Source organism: Planctomycetia bacterium (assembly GCA_015075745.1).
In the GTDB taxonomy this organism is placed as follows: Bacteria; Planctomycetota; Phycisphaerae; order UBA1845; family UTPLA1; genus UTPLA1.
In genome coordinates this window covers 3,342,585-3,365,870 of record JABTTW010000001.1, presented here as the reverse complement: position 1 = coordinate 3,365,870, position 23,286 = coordinate 3,342,585, and the positions used below count along the sequence as shown (strand labels likewise).

Sequence of the window (23,286 nt, the reverse complement as noted above, 5' to 3'; positions counted from 1 at the left end):
ACTTGCGGTGAGATCAATCAAGGAAGAGCTGCATTGGATGCAGGTCTCGCCGTTCTAAGGCCTGTCGTAAGACTTCGCCCTCATCCGAGCGCCACGGCTTGGGCACTCGTCTTGCGACAGGCCCTGCTTTTGCGCTTGCCGAAGGCGGCCTATACCCGCGGCCGGCCGATGGAGTAGTAGGTAAAACCCCGACCCTTCATCTGCTCGCAGGCGTACAGGTTCCGGCCGTCAAAAATGACCGGTTGCTTCAAGGCGGCCTTGATTCGATCGAAGTCGGGCGAGCGAAACTCGTTCCACTCGGTGCAGATGATTAGCGCGTCGCCCCCGGCGAGCGCCTCATAGGCATCGTCAAAGTAGGACACCTTGGCGCCGTACACAGTCTCCAGATGACCCAGGGCCTTCGGGTCGCTGGCCCGCACCTTTGCCCCGGCGGCGAGGAGCCCATCGATGATCGTCAAGGCCGGCGCTTCGCGGATGTCGTCTGTCTTCGGCTTGAAAGCGATGCCCCACAGCGCGATCGTCTTACCCGCCAGATTGCCACCGAAGTGCGTCTTGACCCGCTCGACGAGCAGCTTCTTCTGGCGCTCGTTCACCTCGTGAACCGAACTGAGCAGATCGCCGTTCACCCCCGCCGTCTTCGCCACGTGGTACAACGCCTGCACATCCTTCGGGAAACAACTTCCGCCGTAACCGATCCCGGGATACAAAAAGTGCGAGCCGATTCGCGCGTCGTAGCCGATCCCGCTGCGCACCTGATCGACGTCGATCCCCATCGCCTCGCAGATGTTCGCCACCTGGTTGATGAAGCTGATCCGCGTCGAGAGATAGCAATTCGCCGCGTACTTGATCATCTCCGATGCACGGCGCCGCACGATTAGAATGGGATGCTGATTCCGCACGAACGGCTGATAAAGCTCAGCCATCTTTCGCGCCGCCTCCTCATCCTCGCTGCCGATTACCACGCGGTCCGGCCGCTGGAAGTCGTCCACTGCCGAGCCTTCCTTCAGAAACTCCGGATTGCTCACCACGATCACCGGGTGCTTCGCCAGCGGCGTCACCAGGGCCTCCACCCGGTCGCACGTCCCCACCGGCACCGTCGACTTCATCACCAGGATCGTCCGCATGGTTACCGCCTTAGCGATGTCCTGCACGGCCTTCTCGATCATCGAAAGATCGGCCGAGCCGTCGGCCCTCGGCGGCGTGCCGATGGCGATGAAAATGATCTCTCCGTGATCGACCGCCTCTTTGAGATTTGTCGTCGCCCGAAAGCGCCCGCTGTGTAGATTCGCCTTTAGCAGGTCGGACAGCCCCGGCTCATAGATGGGACATTCGCCGCGATTGAGCCGATCGACCTTCTGCGGATCGATGTCCAGACCGACCACGTGATTGCCCGAATCGGCAAGACAGACGCCCGTGACAAGGCCGACATAACCCGTTCCGACGATGGTGATACGCATTTCGCAAACCCCTGCAGTTGGTTGGCCGGAGATTATCGGTGTAATCCGTCGGCGATTCCAGCAAGGGCGGATTTGAAATTAACCGGCGATAATGCTAGGTTCCATGCGTGATCCAGGCGGGCTGATCCTTGTGCCCCCTCGCGGATCGGGAAAACGACCTCAGGAGAGACATCAATGAAGATCAAGATCACCTACTGCGGCCAGTGAAACTACAAACCGCAGGCCACCGGTCTGGTGGCGGAATTGACGGAAAAGTTCGCGGACCAGAAGCCGCAGTTTGAGTTGGAAGTCGGCGCCTCCGGGGTCTTCGACGTCGACCTGGACGGCCAGCGCATCTTCACCAAGAAGGAAGTCGGCCGTTTCCCGATCTACGGCGAAGTCCCGACGGCGATTCAGACGAAGATGCTCAACCAGTAATCAACGCGAGACTCTACCTGAAACTAGAACAATCAAATTACCCGAAGCGGCCTCGCTCCTTCGGCGCGCCTGTGCGCAGGAGGTTCAACTGGTAATTACCGATGTAGCCCTTCGCCTGAAAGTGCTTGAACAAATCGTCCACCGACGGGAAGACGCGCGTCGCCGTCTCGGTGATGAAGGGAGAGGGCTCCTTCTTCGGACGCCAGATGACATAGACTTCCTTCGTGCCTTCGAAGGCGTGCTGAAGCTCGCGCTCGACGCCCGATGACAGGCCGGGAATGCCGCCCGGCAGCTCCGGCACGTAGCTGACGATCATGTCCGACTGGTCGATGAGCTTGAAGTCGCGGGCGTAGATCTGGCTGTCGATGTCCGGGGCGACGTCGGTCACCGCGGGCACGCTGAAGTCGAGCATCCTGCCGTTCACTTCCAGCGTGATCTTGCCCTCGCCGCGCTTCGTCGCCTCGGCCGCTTCAAAGAGCAGACGCTTCTCGTCCAGATCGCCCGGGTCGAAGCAGATGAAATGCTCGGCCAGGGCATCGCGGAAGCCGTCGATCTCCGCCAGCACGTCCGGCATGTCCATGACATGCGACATCGGGAAGCTCGGATAGATTCGCTTGCGATGCTGCTCAAACATGAGCCGATACAGCGACTCCGCCGTGGACGCCGCGTGCCCGCGCGCGAGGACGTAATACTTGCCATGACCGCCGATGGCGTGGGCGAGGATTTCCGTCGCGAGAATCTCCTCCTCGCGCCAGACCATGATGTCCTTCAGGGTATGGACGATATCGTGCTCGCGCAAGAGCCGCTCGTGGACCGCGTCCACGTTATCGACCAGGGTGACGTAAAGGTCGGCGTCCAGCGTCGTCATGTGATCGAAGTCGAACGCCTCGAAGAGCCCGTGCTTCCAGCGAAACGTGGCGTGCGTATTGACGATCACGTTCTCGGTCCGCTCGGCGAGATTGATGATGTCCTTGAAGACCGCCCGGCGTAGCGTGTTCAATCTTGTGCGCGGGAGGTCCAGAATGCGCCCCTGAACGATGTCCGGCGCCTCCTTGTACATCATGTCGCCGACGTTGCAGAGCGCGACCTGCTTGCCTCGGGTCGAGGCGATGCGCACCACTTCCTCGAGGAACTCCTTCTTGTCCACACCGACCTGACCGGTCACCACGACACGAACGCCCTGGTGACGGGACTTGCCGAAAAGCGTTGATGAGGCATTCGCCATAGCGGGTTCTCCGAATCGATCCAGTTTACCCCATCCCCGAAACCTCGCCAAACTCGGTTTCCCCCCTGCCGGAGCATCAGATATTGAAAATCCCCATTCTGATGCGAAAGGCCGAACGATTTCGGACGATATGGCCAATAGCGCCGCAGACGGTTATCCTGATAGCGGATGCACAATAAGCGGGGCCGCCGCGTTTGCCCGATGCGCTCGCAATATTCACCGGGCAACACCCCAATACCCCCGCGTTGCTGCAACGACCGCCTTCGGCACTGGATTTGCTAAATGCCGCCGACCGACCACAAAACCTGGCTCCAAACTTTTCAGGAGCTACTCCACTACTACGTTCCGGAGCTTCCGCCGTCGCCCGCCCTGGTCTTCGGCAGCCTCGCCGTGCTCTGCGCGGGGTTGTTTCTCGTCTTTCGCAGTGGCAAGTCGGAGCGCATGGTCGTGAGTTGCTTCGGATTCATTCTCGGCGGATGGATCGGCTGGCAGGCCTCTGACCTTGTCGGAACGCCCGGACCGATCTCTGCCGCGGTCCTTGGGCTCGTGCTGACCATCATCGCCTATCGAACTTATCGCATCTGGCTGGCCGGCGGATCGGTCGTCGTACTATTCTTCGCCGCGACGACCTTCCAACTCGGACGCGGCGACTTGTCCCGTTACCTCCCGGCCGTCGACGCCGCACGGGGTAAGACGGAAGGCGCAAGAGTGCTGGAGCTCCCCACCTCGGAAGAGCAGCAGCGCAACCAGCTCAATCAGGCCGCCGTCCAACTAGAGAAGTTCAAGGAGAAGGTCATCTCGGAATTGGAGGCGCTCGGCCCCATCGGATGGCTCTTGCCGCTGGCGGCAGCCGTGGTCGGCGGCATCCTGGCATTCTGGGCCCTCCGCATCTTCACCATCATCTGGCTCGGGCTCCTCGGAGCCTGTCTCGCCGTGACGAGCGCCATGACCCTGATCTGCGCCCAATGGCCCGATGCGCGAGATTCGATCTTCAACGAGCCGCGCATCGGCATCGGCCTGATCGCCGGATTGTGGATCGCCGGCCTCCTCCTTCAGGCCAAGGAAGCCCGGCTGCCCAAGCGCGTCATCAAGCCGGAAGGCGGTAAGCCCGCAGCGCAAACGGCGTGACACACATCGACGCATGTTCTACACTCGCTGGGCGTAGGTGAAAGACCCGACCATGCGCTCCATCCGCATTATCTGCATCCTCGCCGGCCGGCACGTTCGGGTGCTGTCGCGCTCGCCTGCGACAATCGCCGTCGTCTTTCTGCCGAGTGTCGTCCTCTACACCATTTTCACCCAGATCTTCGCCGGGCCCGCCGGCCGCCCGTTCCGCGTCGCCGTCATCGACGAAGACCAGTCCCCGGCATCGAGGCGATTGATCGAGGAACTGGTCGAGCAGAATGTTCGCATCATCCGCAATGAAAGTGAAAGCGCCGGCGCCGCGCCCTTGACCGCTGAATCAGCCCAGAACCTGATCCGCAACCAGGGCAAGTTTCGCGTCGCGCTGGTGATCCCAAAGGGCTTCGGCGAGGCCCCCAACATGATGTCAGGCCCACGGCACAAGGGCGTCATCGTCTATTACGACAAGCTGGAACCGACCGAATCGGAGATCGTCGTCGGCATGCTCCAGATGGCCGCCGGCCGTGAATTTTTCGAGGGCATGATGCGCCCGCTTGCCTCGGTGGCGGGTGAACAATCCACGACCGCGCCGGCGAACCAGAAGCTCCTTGTCAGGGTCGATCGTCGAGACGTCACTAGTCAGCGGATGAAAATCGCCGCCAAGCACACCTTTCTCGCGGGCATCGTCCCGATGTTTCTGCTCTTCAGCGCCGCCGCCGCCGCCCGGGCCATCCTCGAGGCACTCGGCACCGGCGAGATGCGCCGCCTCCTCGCCGCCCCCATCACCCCGGCCCACATCCTGCTCGGTGAAATGCTCTACGCCCTGCTGATCGCGATGGTCCAGTGCTACGCCATGTACCTGTATGCGTGGCTGCTGTTCGGCGTGGACATCTGGGCCATCACCGGGGGGCTGCTCCTGCTCACCATCACCACCTGCCTCGCCACTACCGGCTTTGGCGTGTTGATCGGCTCCTTCTGTCGAAATGCGGAACAAATCGATTCGGTCGGAACGGTTGTTGTGCTGGCGATGAGCGCCGTCGGCGGCAGCATGGTTCCCCGATGGATCATGCCCGAATGGATGCAGAAGCTGGGCCTCCTCACCATCAACGGTTGGTCCTATGACGGCTTCATGGGACTCATTCAGGGACAAGTACTGCGGGGCATCATGCCGGAGTGCCTCGTGCTGACAGCGATCGCCATCGGCAGCGCGTCCCTGGGCAGCTATTTGTTCGCCAGAAGGCTCGCCGCCAACCCCACCGGCTGATCGACACCTCGCCCGCGAGCGACTTTCGCCGTCGTCGGCTGCCGGGGGCTCGGCCTTAGCCCGAATATTTCATCAGGTCGGCGTTGAATAGGAATAGAAAAAGCCTCGAAGCCCTGTAGACTGGGGTTTCGTAAGAACATTCCGGTCCATAGGCAGGGAGGCTTTTTCGTGACAGACTGTAACAGCAAACCGATGTTCTTTTCCAGTCTCGGCCGCAAGAAAATCGTGGCCGATTTCACAGGCGGAACGCTCACCTCAGACGCCGGGGGTCTGCTGCTTCGGGAGGTCGAGCGGCGTCTGGGCCTGGTCGATCAACTGGCCGGGGTCATCAACGACCCGCGTGATCCGGCCCGAATTCAACATGACCAGCGGGTCATGCTGGCCCAGCGCATCTTTGCCATTGCGATGGGCTACGAAGATCTCAACGACCATCAAGCCCTGCGGAGCGATCCCGTGCTGGCGGTCCTGACCGGGCGGCCGCCGAGCGCGGATGAGCCGCTGGCCAGCAGTCCGACCTTGTGCCGGCTGGAGAACCGCGTCACGCGCGGCGACCTGGCACGAATGTCGCGTGTGCTGGTGGAGCAGTTCATCGCGTCCTATGAATCGCCGCCGGAGGAATTGATCCTCGACTTCGACGCGACCGACGATCCGATCCACGGCAACCAGGAAGGCCGCTTCTTCCACGGCTATTACGACCACCACTGCTTCCTACCGCTGTATGTGTTCTGCGGCTCGCGGCTGCTGGTCTCCTACCTGCGGCCCAGCAACATCGACGGGGCCCATCACGCCTGGCCCATCCTGAAGCTGCTGGTGCAGCGCTTGCGACAGGCGTGGCCCGGGGTGCGGATCATCGTCCGCGGGGATTCCGGCTTCTGCCGCCGGCGAATGATGAAATGGTGCGACCGGCACGGCGTCAAGTACGTGCTGGGCCTGGCCCGCAACACCGTCCTGGAGAAAGCGGCCGAGTCCTTCATGCAGGCGGCCGAGGCCCAGTTCGCCACCACGCAGCAGAAGGTGCGGAACTTCCACGAGATCGAGTACGCGGCGCAGACCTGGGATCGCCCGCGCCGCGTGATCGTCAAGGCCGAGCGGCTGGTTCAGGGGCCCAACGTTCGATTCGTGGTGACCAACCTGACCGACCGCACGCCGAACGATATCTACGACGGTCTGTACACGGCCCGCGGCGACATGGAGAACCGCATCAAGGAGCAGCAGCTCGGGCTCTTCGCCGATCGCACCAGTTGCCACGCCTTCCTGGCCAATCAGTTCCGGCTGCTGTTGTCCTCGGCGGCCTACGTCCTGGTGGAAACGCTGCGCCGCACGGCCCTGGCCGGCACCGAACTGGCCGAGGCCCAGGTGAACACCATTCGCCTGAAACTCCTCAAGGTCGCCGCGCGGGTGGTCGTCTCCGTGCGCCGCGTCGTACTGCGACTGTCGAGCAGCTGCCCCCTGCAGGACCTGTGGCGATCCCTGGTTCCACGACTCCGCCTGATCCCGCCCGCCCCATCATGACCCGAAAAACAACCTGATCACCGCTTGGGGGTAAGGGGGCTCTGCGCGCCCCAACCTCCACCTTCATCCCTCCGCTCACGCACAAAGCCGAAAAACTCCGTCCATCACCATTCGAAGATCACTGATGAAATATGCGGGTTAGATCGTAGCAGACCATCCATCGATCATTTCGTGCCAGCAGCAGCCCGCCCACGACGACGAAGTTGTTCCACGTTCGCCCCTCCAGTATCTCAACCGACCCGATCTCCTCGCGCTCCGTCGGCTGGGCCTTGATCAGCGCTAATCGCCCGTCCTCACTGAGAACCAGCAGGTGATCGTTCACCAAGAGAACCGAGCCGAAGTTGTAGCGCCCCGACCGCCACTTACGCTCGCCGGTCGCCAGATCAACACAGCACAGAATCGCCTCGTCGAGCCCATAGGCATGGCCCTGATAGATCACCGACGAGCTGAACTTGTTCTGCATCGAACGAACCAGCGCCCAGACTTCCTCCGTCTTCCACGCATCGCCATCTCGCGTGACTTGCACAACCGAGGCCCCATGACCGTAACCTGCGGAGAGAAACACGCGATCGCCGCCGATCGGCAAAGGCTGCGACGCGTTGATCCACATGAACGTATCCCACGGATGCCGCCAGAGCACCTTGCCGGTGGATGGATCGAGCGATCGAAGCTCGGTCCCGCCGAGGTTAAGCACCTGACGAACCCCACAGATCGTCTCCAGCACAGGCGATGAATATCCCTGCGAGCCCGCCGTCGCCCAGCGCTTCGCGCCGGTCCTGAAATCAAACGCAAAGATCGACGGGTCCGCCTTGCCCGAGTGGGTCACGATCACCAGGTCATCGACGACCAGCGGCGATCCCGAGAGTCCCCAATCCAGGTTCGGAATCGCTCCGCCGTCGAGCAAGTCGGTCTCCCACACGACCTCGCCGGTGTCGGCCGTAAGGCAGTGAAAATGCCCCTGTGCGCCGAGCGCAAAAATGAAACCGTCGTGATAAGTCGGTGTCGCCCGCGGCCCGTTGCCCCCGAGCGTCTCCTCGAACGACGCGTCATAGGCAAACGCCCAGGCCTCGCGGCCCGAGGCGACTTCGTAACACGTCACCACCTCCTGCCTGCGGCGCTGTTCAATCGTATACGCCCGGCCGCCGGCGACGACGAAGCTTGCATACCCCCCGCCGACCGGCTGACGCCACAATTCGCGCGGCGGATCGGACTGCCAATCGAGTGAGATCGTCTCGTTGCGACAGACGCCGTCCCTGCCCGGTCCTCGAAAATCCGTCCAGCTTAATTCTGCAACGTCATTGACCAGCACTGGGGACTCACCGGCCGCCTGTGCCTGTCGGTGTGCCTCAAGCCTGCCGTCCGGATTGTTGAGCAGACTGTCGATGTCCAGCGAAAAGTCGGCCATGCCACGCATGTATCCGCCGAACCGCCAATACGGCTTAAGCACGATCAGAACCACAAGCACAAACACCGGCAACAGCGCTGCCGCCGACACAATTTTCCAGGCTCGCCTCGGCCTCGGAGCGCGAATCAGCAGAAACAACCCCACGGGATACAGCAGCGCCAATAGCGGATAGACGACACGGCCCCGCAAGTATAGAGGCGTCGGAAGAGTTGCTACTTCGCTCCGGTCGTTTTCGGCGTGGGAATCTTCGCGCACGTGCATCGGCTCCAAGTAATCGCCATGGATTGTAGCGCGAACGGTCTATTCGTCACGCGGGACTGACGGCAATGTGAACCGCCCGGTGGCGCGAAGCGACTCAAACGCGCTCACCACGTTCGGATCGAAGAATGCGCCGCGTTCCGCGATGATTTCCTCCGCGGCCTGCTGCGGCGGCCACGGCGCCTTATAGACGCGCTCGCTTGTCAACGCGTCGAAGATATCCGCCAGATGGGCGATCCTCGCCGCCAACGGAATTGCCTCGCCGGCCAGCCTGTCAGGGTAGCCCGTCCCGTTCCAATTCTCGTGGTGACTTCGGGCGATCTGCCGAGCAATTTCAAAAAACGGCTTACGGGAAAGAATGCGCTCACCGGCGATGCAATGAAGCTGCATCCGTTCGCGCTCCGCGCCGTTGAGCGGGCCCGGCTTCTTCAAGATGCTGTCGGGCACCTGCATCTTGCCCACGTCGTGAAGGATCGCCGAATAGCCGTACTCCTCCGCGACGTGCTGCGGCAACCCGAGTTCGAGGGCCAGCAGATTCACGTAGTGCTGAATGCGCAGGACGTGCGCACCGGTGTCCAGGTCCTTCGCCTCGCTGGCCACGGCGAGCATGTAGATCGCTTCCATGTTTGCTTCATGAAGCTCGCAGGTGCGCTCGCGGACCTTCTCCTCCAGCCGGGCGTTGCCGCGCTTCAACTCCAGCGCCTGGGCGATGACCGTATCGCTCAGACGAGAGATCACCTGAAACTCCTCCTGGGCGTCGGTCTCGGCCCGCTTCTGTCCGGAAATGTCCGCGACGGTCACGAGCCGATAGTCCGACTCCGGCGGCGACGCACCCAGCGGTTTGCCGGACACGATGATCGGCACCACTTCGCCATTCGCGCGCGGCATCGTGAACTCGCCTTCGTGCGGCTCGTCAAACCGGGACAGCCGCCGTGCGACGGCGTTTTGGTCTAGTTCGGATGTGTAGAGCGATGTGATGTCGCGCCCGAGGAGCTCGGCCGAAGGCTGCCCCGCCATCTCACTGAGCCGAGCGTTAACGTATTTGATTTGTCCGTCGCGATGGAGCAGGAGCGCCCCGCAGTTCAGCGCGTCGAGCAATCTCACCGTCGGTAGTAGATGTGAATCGAGCGTTTCCGGCACGCCGAGTCCTCGCGATCGCCGCGTCGATCAACCGTCGCAGCCCTGTCGCCGATTATAACACCTCAGGCCTTGTCTGCATTCAGCGCCGGACCTGACAGACCCCGCCGCGGCTCAAGTGCCGCCGCACTGACCTGTGACAAGTCGAAGGGTGAACGCGGAAATATCCAGCCCGTCGACCGTGCCGCTCAAATCAGCATCGGGGCAAGTCTCGTCCATACCATCCAGGAGCCGATCGACAAACGGTACAACGTCGCCGATTTCAACCACGCCGTTCCCATTCATGTCGCCCGGACAGACCGAGCAGCCGCCGCGCGAAAAATGAAAGAAGTTGAGTAGATTGATCGCCCCGCCGACAAGGAAAGGCCCGCCGATGCTGTTGTCGCCGGTATCGATCAGCCGGAGGTTGTTGCTCGTCGCGACGAAGACGCCGCCGTCGGGACCGTTCTCCAGCCCGATCGGAAAGCCGACGGGAATTCCCACCATCGCGTGCGAGTCGAGATCGTATCGATACCCATTCCCGTTCGACGCGATATAGAGATCGCCGTTGTCGCCGATCTGCAAACCAAACGTGTCGCCGCTGGTCAGTCCGTCGCTGGCGTCGAGCACCGTCTCCATGAATGCCCCGGTCGCCCCGTCGTATGCCAACACATCGGCACTGTACCGCCCGGCGACATACAGCCGGCCGTCCGGCGCAAAGGCAAACCCGCTCGGCCCGTCCAGCCCCCCGCTGCCCGCCGAAACGAATGCATCGATGAACACCCCATCGGGCGAATACCGCAGGATCTCATCCGAAGCCTGGCTGGAAATGTAAAGATTCCCGTCCGGCCCGTGAATCATATAGACCGGATCGTTCAGCCCTGTCGCGCCGCTGATGAAGACACCGAGAAACGCACCCGTCGCCGCGTCATATCGCAGGACCTGATCGGTTCCAAAGCTGGCGACGATGATGTCCGGCCCACGATCGATGATGCTGTGTGGCTGATTCAGCCCGCCGCTTCCCGCGGAAACGAACACGTCGATCAGCGCGCCGGTCTGCGGGTTATATCGCAAAACCTCGTGGCTGAAGTCGCTGCTGACGTATAGAACTTGCGCTTGTGCCCTTGCCGCCAGGCAAGCCGCCGCCAGAACGGCGAGGATCAGCGCGATGAGTCGCGGCATGGCCAATCTCCCCTCCTCGTGAAGGCCCAGGCAGCCGAAGGACTCACCCAGCCATGTTCATATTATTCCCCTCAATGCCCCCTGGGGAAACCGGCTAATAAACAATCGTCCCCTCAATCGGCGAACTTGCCGTCGCGTAGAGCTTTCGCGGAATCCGGCCTGCTCGATAAGCCAGGTACCCGGCATCGATGCCGTGGGCCATCGCCCGGGCCATCGCCACCGCGTCCTTCGCATGCGCGATGCCCGTGTTGAGCAGAACGCCGTCCGCGCCCAGTTCCATCGCCATCGTCACGTCGCTCGCCGTGCCGACGCCCGCATCCACGATCACCGGGTACTCCGCATCGCCTTCCTTGAGCATCTCCAGAATGATGCGAATGTTGCTGGCGTTCAGGATGCCCTGGCCGCTGCCGATCGGACTTCCCGCCGGCATGACGCTTGTCGCCCCCGCCTCCTTCAATCGACATGCGGCGGCAGGATCGTCGCTCGAATACACCAGCACCGTGAAGCCGTCCTTCACCAGCTCCTTCGTCGCCTCCAGTGTCCCCACCGGGTCCGGCAGAAGCGTCTTCTTATCGTGCAGGACCTCCAGCTTGACCCACGCCGCGCCGGGATTCTCAAGCTGCTCCAGCAGTTCCCGCCCCAGTCGTGCCACGCGAACGGCATCCTCCGCGGTAAAGCACCCCGCCGTATTCGGCAGGATCGTGTATCTCTTGGTATCGAGAAAGTCGAGCAGGCTCCGGTTCTGCGCGTCGTAGAGCCGCTCGCGCCGCACCGCCACCGTCACGACCTCGCAGCGCGACGCCTCAAGGCACTCGCGCATCAGTTCATAGGTCGCGTACTTTCCCGTGCCCACGAAAAGCCGCGAGCGAAACGAGAAACTGCCGATCTTCAATGCCTGCGGATCCATGCTTGATGCTTTCCCTTATCCCCCACCGACCAGCGTGACGATCTCCACCCGATCGCCCTCCGCCAGCGGCGTCGATTCATAGGTACTGCGGCGAACCAGCCGCTTGTTCACTTCCACCGCGAAGGGCGGCCTCGGCGCCCGCCGCGCGACCAGCGCCGCCACCGTCGCCGGCGCCTCCAGCGTGTCGCTCTCGCCATTGACGAATATTTGCAATTGATCCGGCATATCAAGATGTACTTCGCTAAGACTCGTCATGCTGAGGCGCGCCGCCGCGACTTCATCGCGAATTATAGGGTCGCCTCAGCCCTTCGTGGAGTCCGGCACCAGGATGCGCGTGTAGAGCCAGTAGATTAGGCACAGGAACCCACCCTCCAGCAGCAATCCCAGCGTCGCGTCGAAAAAGCCATGCAGCCAGACCAGCATCACGGCAAACGTCAGGCTGTTGATGACCAGCGCCGCCAGCGCCTGCGCCCGCTGCCCGCCCACGCCAGCCTCGTCCTTCGCCGCCTTCCGCAAACCCCAAAGCACCCCCGCCGCGAATGTGGCGGAGAACGCAATCGTGTACGGCAGCAGCGTCGCCACCGCCTCGCGATCGGCCGACTTCCAGAACACCAGCGCGATCGACGTGACGAACGCACCCAACGCGATCCAGACTGATAGCAGTGCAAACATGAGCCTATTGTGTGGCTGTTGGGGCAGGCCTGTCGAGGTGCCGCGAAATCGACTCAACCGAAGGCATCATTGAATACCTGTTCAAACTCCTCCGGCCCTGCCTTCCGCGGATTGAACTGCGCCGTCCACTGCCCTGACGCCGATGCCGCCAGTTCCGGCAGGTCCTCCCGTCGCACGCCCAGCTCACCGAGCCGCCGCGGAATCCCCGCCGCCATCAAGAGTCGCTCGATCCGCATCGCCAGGCGATCGGCGTCCTCATCCAGCTCTGCATAAGGATTATCCCCGCACGCCGCGTTGAACCGCACGACATGCGGGAGCACGACGCCGACCGCGACGCCGTGAACAATGCCATACTTCGCCGTCAGCGGATTCGCACACGAATGCGCCGCACCCAGCATCGACGCCTCAATCGCCGCGCCCGCCAGGTGCGCCCCCATCAGCATCGACTCCCGCGTCGCCGAGTCCTCCGGGTCCGCCAGATACTTCTCCAGCGATCCCTCCAGCCTCAGCCACGCCGCACGCGAAAGCTCGCGCGACTCGTCCGTCCGCTTGTTCGTCCCCGCCGTTTCCACCGCGTGCGAGATCGCGTCGATGCCCGTCGCCGCCGCCACCTGCCGCGGCACCGTGCGAATCAAATCGGGATCGAGAATCGCCGCCCGCGCCAGCGTCTTCCTGTCGCCGCACGCCATCTTCTGATGCGTCGCCGGATCGGTAATCAAGGCGAACGACTGAGCCTCGCTCCCCGTCCCCGCCGTCGTCGGCACCGCCACAAACGGCAGCATGGGCTTGGCCGCCTTGCCGACACCCCAGTAATCCTGCATCCGCCCGCCGTTGGTCAGGATGAAATTGATCCCCTTGGCGCAGTCCATCGCGCTGCCGCCGCCGACGCCGACGATGAAGTTAATCCCCAGGTCCCGCGCCACGGAAACGCCCGCCGCAACGTGCTCCGTTGTCGGGTTCTCCTGCACGCCGTGAAAAATCGTGACCTCACACCCCGCCTCGCGCAGCGTTGCCGCCGCATGCTCGGCATGACCGGCCCGAACAATCCCGGGGTCCGTCACCAGCAACACGCGCGTAGCGCCTTCGTCAACGGCGACGGCGCCAAGCCGAATAATCGTCCCATGTCCGAAGATGACGCGGACCGGCAAGCGACTTTGGAGATTAGTGTGCAATCGCCCTCACCTTCACGCCGCCGGCTCGATCTGAAACGCCCGCTGCCGATACAGATGCTCGAACAGGTTCCCCTCGTGCGGCTGGTCCCAGCTCAGCCGATACGTCGGGATCGCGCCGATGTTGAGCCGATCGACGTTCTCCGACGACATCAACTCCGCGATGAATCGCTGGTCCTTTGTGATCGCCGTCACGATCAGGCTCGGCCCGATCGCCTCCGCCATCTCCGCCATCGGGCACTCCACCACCGCCGCGAACGGGAACAGAAACTCGCGATTGGCCAGCCCGTGCTCGCGCGCATCGCACCGAATCACCGTCGGCAACAGGTAGGCGATCCGCCCCTGCTTGACCAGCCTCGGCGACCCGCGAAGCCGCATGGTCACATCTTCGGCCCCCGACTCGCGAAGTCCCTCATCGACCGTGTTGGAAATCATCTCCGCGAATTTCGCATTGGCGAATGCCGCCACCTTGGCGTCCGGATGGTCCACCGGAAGCGCCTTGACCTCCGCGAGCCTGGCCGCGACCGCCTCGGCGATCTTTTTACCGTGTCGCGGGGTCCAGATGCCCGACGCATTGATGCACGACCGCCCGCCGTTGGCCGAGATCGACGTCACCATCAGATCGACGTAGTTCTCCCAGTCGTCCGCGCAGTCGTCGCCCAGCACTACCTTGCTGTGTCCCGGCCCGTGCAGCTCCACGCGCGGGTCGTTCGCCCATGGCCGCGTCGTCGACGCGTCGCCGAACAGCATGGATCGATCCACCGCCCGCAACAGCGCCGCCGCCCCACCGTGATCCGTCGGGTAAAACCCAAACGCCTCCGCCGGCGCACCCGCCGCAATGAAGGATTGAACAATGCGAAACGGAGACCACGGCTCTTCCCGCCCCGGTTTCAGCGCGATCGGCGTCTTCAGCGCGATCGCCGGAATCCACAGCGAATGCACCCCCGGCGAGTTGCTCGGCAGCACCGCGCCGAACACCCGCGCCTGCCGTGACCAGCTCAGCATCCGTCCGTCATCAAGCCCGTAGCCGCGATCGAGAATCTGCAGATCAAACCCGCGTGTCAGCCCCGCGACGACCACGTCGATCTCGTTCATCACCCGGTGAATCTTTTCCGCGTTCGCCCGGCAAAGCACCTGCGGCATGCCGGTCGTCGCCGAAAGCTGCGTGATGTAATCGTCAAACGACTGCTTCGTATCCCCCAGCGGCAAATCCGCGGTCATAAAGAGCGCCGCCGCCTTCCGGCTGATGGCGATCAGCTCGGCCACCGTCAGCTTTTCCAGCACGCGATGGTTCATTCGCCCGATGTCGCGCGTCACCATGCCGCTGTTGGCCTGGCTGACCATCGCCACTGGCTCTCCCGACGCATGGTGAACGATTTCGACCTTGTCGACGCTCTCGTAAGGCTTGCCGTTTCGAAGAATCGGTATGTGGAGCATGACTCGAGATCCGCCTTGTGTAGCTGAAAACCGCAGGGTCTCAAACGCGTCGGCTGCGACACCGACCAACATATGAACGGATTATAAGGCGTCGTCATTCGGGAGTCTTGATGTCCAATTCCCCTGCCTCATCGGAGAATCTCACAGAGTGCGAGCTGCGTTTGCCCGAATGAATACAGGCGATGGCAACCCGCATGCCCTGCCGTTGTCGAGGCTTAATCGTCTTCGACTGCTGCCCGCAGTTCATGGAACTTCGAGCAAACGGATGAATCAAGCCGATCACCAAAATCCTTGCCCAGTCGAAGCGTCCGGATCAACTCCTGCACATCCGCCAGATCGCGAAGCCTGCCCGGGTTGGACATTCCCGACGCCAGCTTCAACTCAATTAGTGCCGCAAGGTTGACATATCGAATGCCGTCGATCTCCTCGGCCACCGTCGCCGGATCGGGAAACGCCACCGCCTTCGGCTTCCCATCACCCGGAAACTGGCCCGCCACAAGAAATTCGATCCGCACGCCCGTGTTCGTATCGCGAAGATTTCGACTTCCGGCAAACGGCGGCACGTAGCCCAATCCGCCCAACGACTGATGGATCGCGTCGAGTCCCATCTCGGTAACCAGAATGTCGACATCAACGGTCGTTCGATCGTATCCATGCGCCACCAGCGCCATTCCCCCCGCAACGGCGTAGTCGATCTGAAGCTCTGAAAGACGACGCGTAATCTCGCGCAGACTTTGATGGACGGGGTCGGATTTCATAAAGAACTTCGCCGCCTCACGAATCGCCGCATCCCCGCCACGGCTCATGATATCTTCGAACGTCGCCATGACATCATTCTAACATGCGTTCAAGGCTGACAAAGCACCCAACCGCGAGCTTCTCTTCGCATCATCGCCCCGAACCGAGCCCGCGAATCCTCGTCACCAACGCCTCATCGGCCTCCAACAACTCGCAATCCACCAGCCGCGGGATCAACTCGGCCCACACCGGCTCCCTCTCAAACACGCCCGCAAACAGCGGCAACGCCTCCTCGGCCTTCCCCGCATTCACCAGGCTCACCGCATGCCAGAATGGAATCTCCACGATCTGCGGCGCACACGCCTCCGCCGCCCGATACTCGCGGACCGCCGCCTCGAAGTCCTTCTTCTCGATTGCCAAATCACCCGCGTTCATGTGCAGATACGCCCGCTGCAACTTCACCAGCCGCCGAAGCTCCGTCAGCGGCTGCTCGTGATCCTCCACGCGCAGATCAAACCGCCGATCCACCCACGGCTTCCCCGTCGAAGTCCCCGACACAACAATCAGCGCCGCCGACTGACGACCCCGAATATCCCCGCCCGCCGCCTCCGCCGCTTCGAGCGCCGCCATCATCCGATCCGCCAGATCGCCCTTCGCCGCCCGATACGCCTCCGCCATCTCGCCCCAGATGCGATCGTTCGACATCAGATTCGCCTGCACCGAAAACTGCGCGTCAGTGTCAACAACATGGCCCGCCGGCTGAATGCACTTCGCCCCGGTGTGCACACCGACCCGTCCCTTCGCATCCACCATCGCCACCTGCCGAACCTCCCGCCCGTTGTCTCCCGCCAGGATTGACGCCAGCGCTTCCGGCCCCGTCCGGCCGATCCGCATCAGCGCCAATCCCATCGGACCATACGCCGGATCGACCAGCGACTGGGTCGCCACCGCCCCCACCCCCGCCTCCGCCCACGGCACGACCGACCCCACCGAGAACCAGTGCGACTGCACCGCCACCCCCATCTCTCCCTTCGCAGGGTCCCGCGCTACAATTGAATAGGTACAGACCGGTCGATGAAGCCCCGACCCGTCCGCCCGATTCGGAGGCGGCGACGGATCACCAAGAACCGACATAACCACCGCAAGAATCGAACATCCAAAGCTCAGCGACATGGCATTCTCCAGCAGGCAAAGACCAGCAATCGTTCGCCCGCCCGTAGAATGACTGTCGCAAGAATGGCGTCAATAGGTCGCCGGAGTCGTCGCAATCGAAGATAAGAACCCCCAAAACGGCCCCGGAATTGACTTTAAGACGTTTCTGGGCGATAATATGACTAGAGACGAGGGTGCTGACCGCTCCTGTTCCGTCGGGAAGACGAGTCCCGGCGCTCCCCTGGAACGGCCCGCCAAACAGGCTAGTCAATCGCCACCTGCAGGATGCAACCCCCGGCGATTGCGGCCCACACAAAGTTGCCCGCCGAACCGAAGCCCACGGAGGCGATTGTGAAGGCTTTCCGCTGTACCGAGATCAGACAGCTCGCTCATGAGCTGACCATGGCCCCCGCCCGTCAAAGGGCGCGCCAGATCGACGGCATCATGCGCGCCATCGACGTCGTCGAGGCCTCCCGCGAATACCCTTACTCGCTCATCTGTTATCACATCACCGGATACCGATCCCGCCGAGGCGATGGATCGATGCTCTCCGGCAAGGATCTTCAAGCCGACCTGGTCGAGCTGCTCGACGTCCTCACGGCCAAGTGCCCCATCGACGCCGAGTCGGCCGAAGGTCGGCTTCACGATTCCGACGCGCTGGCTCAGCGCTTTAGCGTCTCCACCAAGACCATCTCCCGATGGCGAGTCCGAGGATTGGCCGGCGCCTGGTACACCAACGGCGACGACAAACCCCGGCTCTGCTTCACCGAGCGGTCCGTGGAACTGTTCGTCGCCCGCAACGAAGACCTCGTCCGTCGCGGCGCCGCCTTCCAGGTCATGACCGACGCGGAGAAGCACGACATCATCGCCCGCGCCCGCGTCCTCGTCGCCGCAAGGAAGTGCTCGCTCCACGCCGCGACCCTGGAAATCTCCAACGAGACCGGCCGCGCCGTCGAGACCATCCGCTACACCCTGCGGCGCTTCGACCGCGACAATCCCGCCGACGCCCTCTTCGATCGCAAGGACGAAGCCCGCGCCATCGACGAGTGCACCGTCCTGCTGGAGGCCTTCGAAAACGGCAAGACCCCGCGTCAACTCGCCGCCGAATTCGGCAAGCGCGAAGTGGAGATTCAGCGACTGCTGGCCCACGCCCGCGTCCGCCGCTTTGCGGAGTCGCCGATCGAATACATGTACAACCCCGCCTTCGACGCCCCCGACGCCGAGGAGACCTTCCTCTCCGACGACGCCCGACCGTCGAAGTCCGCAAGCAATCAATCCGGCGAGCCCGATGAGACGCTCCATCGGCCGCCCGCCGATCTCCCGCCGTATCTCCAGGCGCTCTATCGCACGCCGCTTCTCGGTCGCGACGAAGAGTCAACCCTCTTCGCTCGCATGAACTACCTGCTCCACGTCGCCGAGACGCATCGCAAAAAGCTCGTGGCATCCGACGCCCGCGCGACGCAGCGCGATCTCGCCGCCGTCGAAGGCCCGCTCGAAGCCGCGAAGGAAATCAAGAACCGAATCATCCAGGCGAATCTCCGGCTGGTCGTCAGCATCGCCAAGCGCCACGTCTTCGGACACCCGGCCCTCAATCTCTTCGAGCTCATCAGCGACGGAAACGTCACCATGATGCGCGCCGTCGACAAGTTTGATTACGCCCGCGGCTTCCGCTTCAGCACCTACGCCACCTGGGCCATCACCCGCGGCTTCGCCCGAAGCGTCCCCGAGACACTCGCCCACTCCGATCGCTACCAGACCGGCTGCGACGAATCGCTCGCCACCGTCGGCGACACGCGCGAATCGGTCGAGGCACTGGAGAGCAGCGTCGCCGCCGCGAAGGCCGTCGTCGCCCGCAGTCTCCGCCTACTCGACCAGCGCGAGCGCGTCATCGTCGAGCGCCACTTCGGCATCGGTGAGAATTCCGCCGGTGAAACTCTGGAAGAAATCGGCCGCCACCTCGGCATCAGCAAGGAGCGCGTCCGCCAGCTCGAAATCCGCGCCCTCACCAAGCTCCGCACCGACCTCGGCGACCACGGCGCAGCCCTTCTCGCCGGCTGACGCGTCTACGCATCCATCACAATCAGCGAAACATGCTCCATGGCAAACGACCGCTCGCCATAGTCGTTGAAGAAAATCCGCACATACATCGACCGCCCCCGCGGCTCCAGCGCCACCACTTCCCCGTCTCCATACTCCTCGTGCCGCACACGCTGTCCCGGATAGTAGCCCCCCGCCGCCATGTGCCCGTCGCCGTCGTTGTACTCCCCCAGGTGCGCCATGCTCCGATCGCGCTGCGATTCAAACGAATCGCGCTCGACCTCTTCATCCGGCAGCTCCCGTAGAAACCGCGAAGCGATCGAGCGTTCGGTAATCCCGCGAGTCATCCGGTACCGCGCCCCCGAGAGCGTCAGTCGCTCCTTCGCCCGCGTCATCCCCACGAAGCAAAGCCGCCGCTCCTCCTCCACCCCGGACTCCTCTCCCGCCAGCGACCGCTTGTGCGGCAGGAGCCCCTCCTCCAGCCCGACGATGTACACCATCGGGTACTCCAGCCCCTTCGCCGTGTGCAGGGTCATGAGCGTTACTGTCCCGCCTGCCTCCTCGATCGCATCCGCATCGCTCACCAGGCTGATCTGCTGCAACCAGTCGCCCAGCGTCCCCTCCGGCTGGTCGCCGTCAAACTGCCCCGCCGCGTTCACCAGTTCATACACGTTGGCCAGCGGCTCATTGTCGATCTCCTCCTGACCCGAAAGCGACGCCTCCAGCCCCGACTCCTTCAGCACCCGCTCCACAATCTCCCGCACCGGCCGGCGCGGCATCGCCCGAAACACCGCAAGCATTTCGGCAAACGCCCCGATCCGCTTCGCCGCCGCCGCACGCCCCGACTGCATCGCCGCCATCGCCTCGTCCAGGCTCCGCCCCTCGCGCGCCAGCTCCGTGATCTTCCGCATCGTCGTCTTGCCGATGCCCCGCGTCGGCGCCCCCATCGCCCGAAACAGCGCCGTCTCATCCGCCGGATTCTCGATGATCCGCAGATACGCCAGCACGTCCTTGATCTCCTTGCGTCCGTAGAACTCCACCCCCCGCGCGATCTGATACGGTATCCCCGCCGAGCGCAGCCCATCCTCAATCGCCCGGCTCAGCGCGTTGACCCGATAGAAAATCGCCACGTCCCCCGCCTGCCGCCCCTCCGCCAGTGCCTCGCGAATGTCGCCGGCAACCCGCGTCGCCTCCTGCCGCTCGTCCTCGCAAGACCACACCCGCACAGCCGCCCCCGACTCCCCCTCCGTAAAAAGCGCCTTCGGCTTGCGATGCATGTTGTGATCGATCAGACACGACGCCGCCGACAGGATCGCCCCCGTGCTGCGGAAGTTCTGCTCCAGCCGGACGATCTTCGCCTCCGGATAGTCCGCCTCGAAGTCCAGAATGTTTCGAATGTCCGCCCCCCGCCACGCATAAATCGACTGGTCCGGATCCCCCGTCGCGCAGATGTTCCGATGCCCCGTCGCAAGCTGCGACGCAATCACATATTGAGCATGATTCGTATCCTGATACTCGTCGATCAGCAGGTACCGAAACCGATCCGCCAATTCCTCCCGCACCGCCGCATCGTCCCGCAGCAGCACCGCGAACCGCATCAAGAGGTCGTCAAAGTCGCACGCCTGCTGCGCCGCCATCAACTCCTCATACTTCGCGTACACCTGCCCGATGGTCCGCCCCGAAAAGTCCGACGCCTCCGCCGCGAATTCCTCCGCACCCAGCAGCCGGTTCTTCGCCTCGCTGATCTTTTCCTCCACCATGCGCGGCTGCCAGTTCTCCGTCGCCAGCCCGCACTCGGCGATCGCGTCGCGAATCACCGACCGCCGATCCGCCTGATCAAAGATCGAGTACGTCGGGCTCACCCCCGCCGCCCCCGCATATTCGCGCAGCAGCCGCGCGCACAGCGAATGAAACGTGTGCACCCACATCCGCTGCGAAATCCCCAGCGCGCCGATCCGCTCGCGCATCTCCCCCGCCGCCTTGTTCGTAAAGGTAATCGCCAGCACCTGGTCCGGCCGCCCCGTCGTCCGCGCGATGTGCACCGCCCGCCGCGTAATCACCCGCGTCTTGCCCGAACCCGCCCCGGCCAGCACAAGGAGCGGCCCCTCCACATGCCGCACCGCCTCCAACTGCGGCCCCGTCAAATTGTCGAACAAAGTGCTCTCGATCATCGCCAACATGATACTCCGAGTTTCTCTCCTCTTCCGTCTCCGTCTTTGGTTCTTGCACTTTTCTGTCGAGGCCCGGTACCCTAGACTGCTCACATGACCAAACTCGAGCGAATTCTGGAAGAAGTAAAGTCGCTAACCCCTCCTGATCGCGAACGCCTTCTGGAATTACTTCAAGGTGACCCGTCCGTGGAAGGCGGTGTCGTACCATCTTTAGGGGCTCGCGGCCTTGCAAGTTGGACCGAATCCACGCGCAACGAAGACTGGTCTGAGTTCTACCCAGCGATTCTCTCACAGTGAAACGATCAATAGTTTTGACGTCTTGACGTTTTGACTTTTTAACGTTTCTCTTCCTACCAGCTCACCAATTCCATCAACTTGGAATCGTCCGGCGGCGACATTTCCCCCTGCCACGTCGCCAGCAGGCTCATCGCCTCGCGCTCGGACACGCCGCGCGAAACCGTCCGCCCAGCGTGCGTCCATAGCTCCATTTTGAGCACCACCGTCTTACCCTGAGTCACGTAGCGAAATACCAGGCACGAATCTGTGCGCGAAAGCACCGTGACGCGCGGCGGCTGCCCGCGGCGCACCGGTCGACGAATCATCGCCACGCCGCCCGGCACCAGAAAGCACCGGTCGCCGTAACGACTGAGCGTAACCGCGAGCCAGACGATGACTCCCGTACCCCCGATTGACAGCATGATGATGGTAATGGCCTGTCTCGGCAGACCGCGCAGATAGGCAAGCGTCATTGCGGCCAGACCAAAAAGTATGGCAAACACGGCGATCCATCGACCCACCCGGGTCCACCGCTCCTGACGGGTTGGCTCTTCCCCGGAAATCGTCTTGAGCCGCTCGCGATCGTCGCCCAGCCCCGTGCTGATCTCGATCGGTTCAAACATCTCCGAGAACGGCGGCGGAACTTCAAACTTCACCGACGGCCCGATCAGCACCAATCCGCCATGCTCGCGCAGCACATCCCGTGCCGCTTCCCGAAACGCCTTGGCCGTCCACTTATCGCGCCACCACGAGCCCGCGCCAAACGCCGTCTCCAGCCGCAATAGCGCGTCACTCGGCAGCGTCGCCGATGAAAACTTCTTCTTCTTGTCCACGCAAACCACGTGGGCATTCACTTTTTTCATCGTGACCCTGATCTGCGCGTCGAAAACTGATCCACCGCGAAAGCCCGCGCCGCCGCAATCCGCCTATCCTACAGGCCCCGCCTTGATGCCAAGCCCCCCAAAAATATACAATCCCATAACGACAATTCTGCTTGGGAGGCGACTGTGATGAAAATGATCTATTGCCCCGCCTGCGGCCGCCAAGTCTCCGTCCGCGCCAGCGCCTGCCCCAACTGCGGAGACCCCATCCGATCCACCGCCGGCCCATCCGCACCGCCGCCCTTCATCGTCCACGCCCCGCCGCAGCAACTCTGGAACCCCGGCATCGCCGCCGTCCTCAGCTTCCTCATCCCCGGCCTCGGACAGATCTACAAAGGTCAGATACTCAATGGAATTGCCTGGCTGATCTTTGTCCCTATCGGCTATCTCTTCTTCATCTTCCCCGGAGTCATACTCCACCTCTTCTGCATCATCGGAGCATCCATGGGCGACCCGATGCGAAGAAACGGCTAGACCTCGCCATCCGGAACACAGCCAAAACCCCGACTCCCGCAGCCACCGAACCCCCAACCAAGCGCCCCCTCGCGCCGGAATCGGCCCCATTGAGCCGCTGCCCCTGAACAGCCCCCTCGCGCCTCCTCCGTAGCGCCGCCAAAGAGCCCCGGACTTGCGTCCGGGCGGTTCAAGACCCACCTTCGGCCTTCAAATCCGCGCGCACATGGAGCAAAGATTCTCTATGCGATGTTTGCCATCAAGCCCACTGCCGCGCCCGACGATCGCCGGCTTCGATCCGCGACGATTAACCCCGCGGGCCTCTCATCGGCGACGCCTGCTGGCCGTCAAAAACCACCCAAATCGCGACTTGCCCCAACACATGCCCGCCACAAGAGTTGCCATCCAAAAAAATCGGCTGTGTCACCTTATGTC

Annotated in this window: 20 protein-coding genes; 6 read left to right on the top strand and 14 right to left on the bottom strand. The window is 62.9% G+C overall.

Features of this window, described 5'->3' with window-relative positions; all coding sequences use genetic code 11:
* Positions 1 to 149: 149 nt before the first annotated feature.
* Positions 150 to 1,457 (bottom strand): UDP-glucose/GDP-mannose dehydrogenase family protein, encoded by a 1,308-nt coding sequence (locus tag HS101_13370; protein MBE7507254.1) that lies wholly within the window; start codon positions 1,455 to 1,457, stop codon positions 150 to 152.
* 234 nt (positions 1,458 to 1,691) lie between these two features.
* Between HS101_13370 and HS101_13365 the strand changes: the two genes are divergently transcribed.
* A complete protein-coding gene (locus HS101_13365) occupies positions 1,692 to 1,874 on the top strand; it encodes a hypothetical protein (GenBank protein MBE7507253.1) in 183 nt (60 codons plus the stop codon).
* 37 nt (positions 1,875 to 1,911) lie between these two features.
* Here the strand turns inward: HS101_13365 and HS101_13360 are convergent, their stop codons facing one another.
* Positions 1,912 to 3,099: an AAA family ATPase gene (locus HS101_13360; protein ID MBE7507252.1), complete on the bottom strand. Its 1,188-nt coding sequence runs from the start codon at positions 3,097 to 3,099 to the stop codon at positions 1,912 to 1,914.
* A gap of 282 nt (positions 3,100 to 3,381) precedes the next feature.
* Here HS101_13360 and HS101_13355 point away from each other — a divergent pair, with 282 nt between their 5' ends.
* From HS101_13355 to HS101_13345, 3 genes are all read left to right on the top strand, one after another.
* Positions 3,382 to 4,227, top strand: a complete 846-nt coding sequence (locus tag HS101_13355; protein ID MBE7507251.1) for a hypothetical protein — start codon at positions 3,382 to 3,384, stop codon at positions 4,225 to 4,227.
* Positions 4,228 to 4,279: 52 nt separating this feature from the next.
* Positions 4,280 to 5,485, top strand: coding sequence for an ABC transporter permease (locus HS101_13350; protein MBE7507250.1), 1,206 nt, complete (start codon positions 4,280 to 4,282; stop codon positions 5,483 to 5,485).
* A gap of 192 nt (positions 5,486 to 5,677) precedes the next feature.
* Positions 5,678 to 6,997: an IS1380 family transposase gene (locus HS101_13345; GenBank protein MBE7507249.1), complete on the top strand. Its 1,320-nt coding sequence runs from the start codon at positions 5,678 to 5,680 to the stop codon at positions 6,995 to 6,997.
* A gap of 118 nt (positions 6,998 to 7,115) precedes the next feature.
* On the opposite strand, the gene HS101_13340 is transcribed toward HS101_13345, so the two are convergent.
* The 10 genes from HS101_13340 to HS101_13295 all read right to left on the bottom strand — a co-directional run bounded on the left by HS101_13340 (position 7,116) and on the right by HS101_13295 (position 17,015).
* Positions 7,116 to 8,657 (bottom strand): PQQ-like beta-propeller repeat protein, encoded by a 1,542-nt coding sequence (locus tag HS101_13340; protein MBE7507248.1) that lies wholly within the window; start codon positions 8,655 to 8,657, stop codon positions 7,116 to 7,118.
* Positions 8,658 to 8,702: 45 nt separating this feature from the next.
* Positions 8,703 to 9,800 carry an HD domain-containing protein gene (locus HS101_13335; protein MBE7507247.1) on the bottom strand — a complete coding sequence of 366 codons (1,098 nt, stop codon included), beginning with the start codon at positions 9,798 to 9,800 and terminating at the stop codon, positions 8,703 to 8,705.
* Positions 9,801 to 9,911: 111 nt separating this feature from the next.
* Entirely contained in the window at positions 9,912 to 10,958 is a 1,047-nt protein-coding gene (locus tag HS101_13330) for a hypothetical protein (GenBank protein MBE7507246.1), read from the bottom strand.
* Positions 10,959 to 11,052: 94 nt separating this feature from the next.
* Complete coding sequence (locus tag HS101_13325; GenBank protein ID MBE7507245.1) at positions 11,053 to 11,865, bottom strand: thiazole synthase; 813 nt, start codon at positions 11,863 to 11,865, stop codon at positions 11,053 to 11,055.
* Between the two features lie 15 nt (positions 11,866 to 11,880).
* Positions 11,881 to 12,078, bottom strand: coding sequence for a sulfur carrier protein ThiS (gene thiS, locus HS101_13320; GenBank protein ID MBE7507244.1), 198 nt, complete (start codon positions 12,076 to 12,078; stop codon positions 11,881 to 11,883).
* A gap of 87 nt (positions 12,079 to 12,165) precedes the next feature.
* Positions 12,166 to 12,537 carry a hypothetical protein gene (locus HS101_13315; protein ID MBE7507243.1) on the bottom strand — a complete coding sequence of 124 codons (372 nt, stop codon included), beginning with the start codon at positions 12,535 to 12,537 and terminating at the stop codon, positions 12,166 to 12,168.
* A gap of 53 nt (positions 12,538 to 12,590) precedes the next feature.
* A complete protein-coding gene (locus tag HS101_13310) occupies positions 12,591 to 13,709 on the bottom strand; it encodes an iron-containing alcohol dehydrogenase (GenBank protein ID MBE7507242.1) in 1,119 nt (372 codons plus the stop codon).
* Between the two features lie 12 nt (positions 13,710 to 13,721).
* Positions 13,722 to 15,143, bottom strand: coding sequence for an aldehyde dehydrogenase (locus HS101_13305; GenBank protein MBE7507241.1), 1,422 nt, complete (start codon positions 15,141 to 15,143; stop codon positions 13,722 to 13,724).
* A gap of 215 nt (positions 15,144 to 15,358) precedes the next feature.
* Positions 15,359 to 15,970 (bottom strand): hypothetical protein, encoded by a 612-nt coding sequence (locus HS101_13300; protein MBE7507240.1) that lies wholly within the window; start codon positions 15,968 to 15,970, stop codon positions 15,359 to 15,361.
* A gap of 61 nt (positions 15,971 to 16,031) precedes the next feature.
* Entirely contained in the window at positions 16,032 to 17,015 is a 984-nt protein-coding gene (locus HS101_13295) for a DUF1028 domain-containing protein (GenBank protein MBE7507239.1), read from the bottom strand.
* A gap of 420 nt (positions 17,016 to 17,435) precedes the next feature.
* Between HS101_13295 and HS101_13290 the strand changes: the two genes are divergently transcribed.
* Positions 17,436 to 19,091, top strand: coding sequence for a sigma-70 family RNA polymerase sigma factor (locus HS101_13290; protein MBE7507238.1), 1,656 nt, complete (start codon positions 17,436 to 17,438; stop codon positions 19,089 to 19,091).
* A 5-nt stretch (positions 19,092 to 19,096) separates the two neighbouring features.
* Here HS101_13290 and HS101_13285 read toward each other — a convergent pair whose 3' ends face one another.
* A complete protein-coding gene (locus HS101_13285) occupies positions 19,097 to 21,250 on the bottom strand; it encodes a UvrD-helicase domain-containing protein (protein MBE7507237.1) in 2,154 nt (717 codons plus the stop codon).
* 341 nt (positions 21,251 to 21,591) lie between these two features.
* Positions 21,592 to 22,380 carry a hypothetical protein gene (locus tag HS101_13280; protein MBE7507236.1) on the bottom strand — a complete coding sequence of 263 codons (789 nt, stop codon included), beginning with the start codon at positions 22,378 to 22,380 and terminating at the stop codon, positions 21,592 to 21,594.
* Positions 22,381 to 22,527: 147 nt separating this feature from the next.
* Here HS101_13280 and HS101_13275 point away from each other — a divergent pair, with 147 nt between their 5' ends.
* The gene (locus tag HS101_13275; GenBank protein ID MBE7507235.1) at positions 22,528 to 22,872 is read left to right on the top strand and encodes a zinc ribbon domain-containing protein; all 345 of its coding nucleotides are present in this window, start codon (positions 22,528 to 22,530) and stop codon (positions 22,870 to 22,872) included.
* Positions 22,873 to 23,286 lie beyond the last annotated feature (414 nt).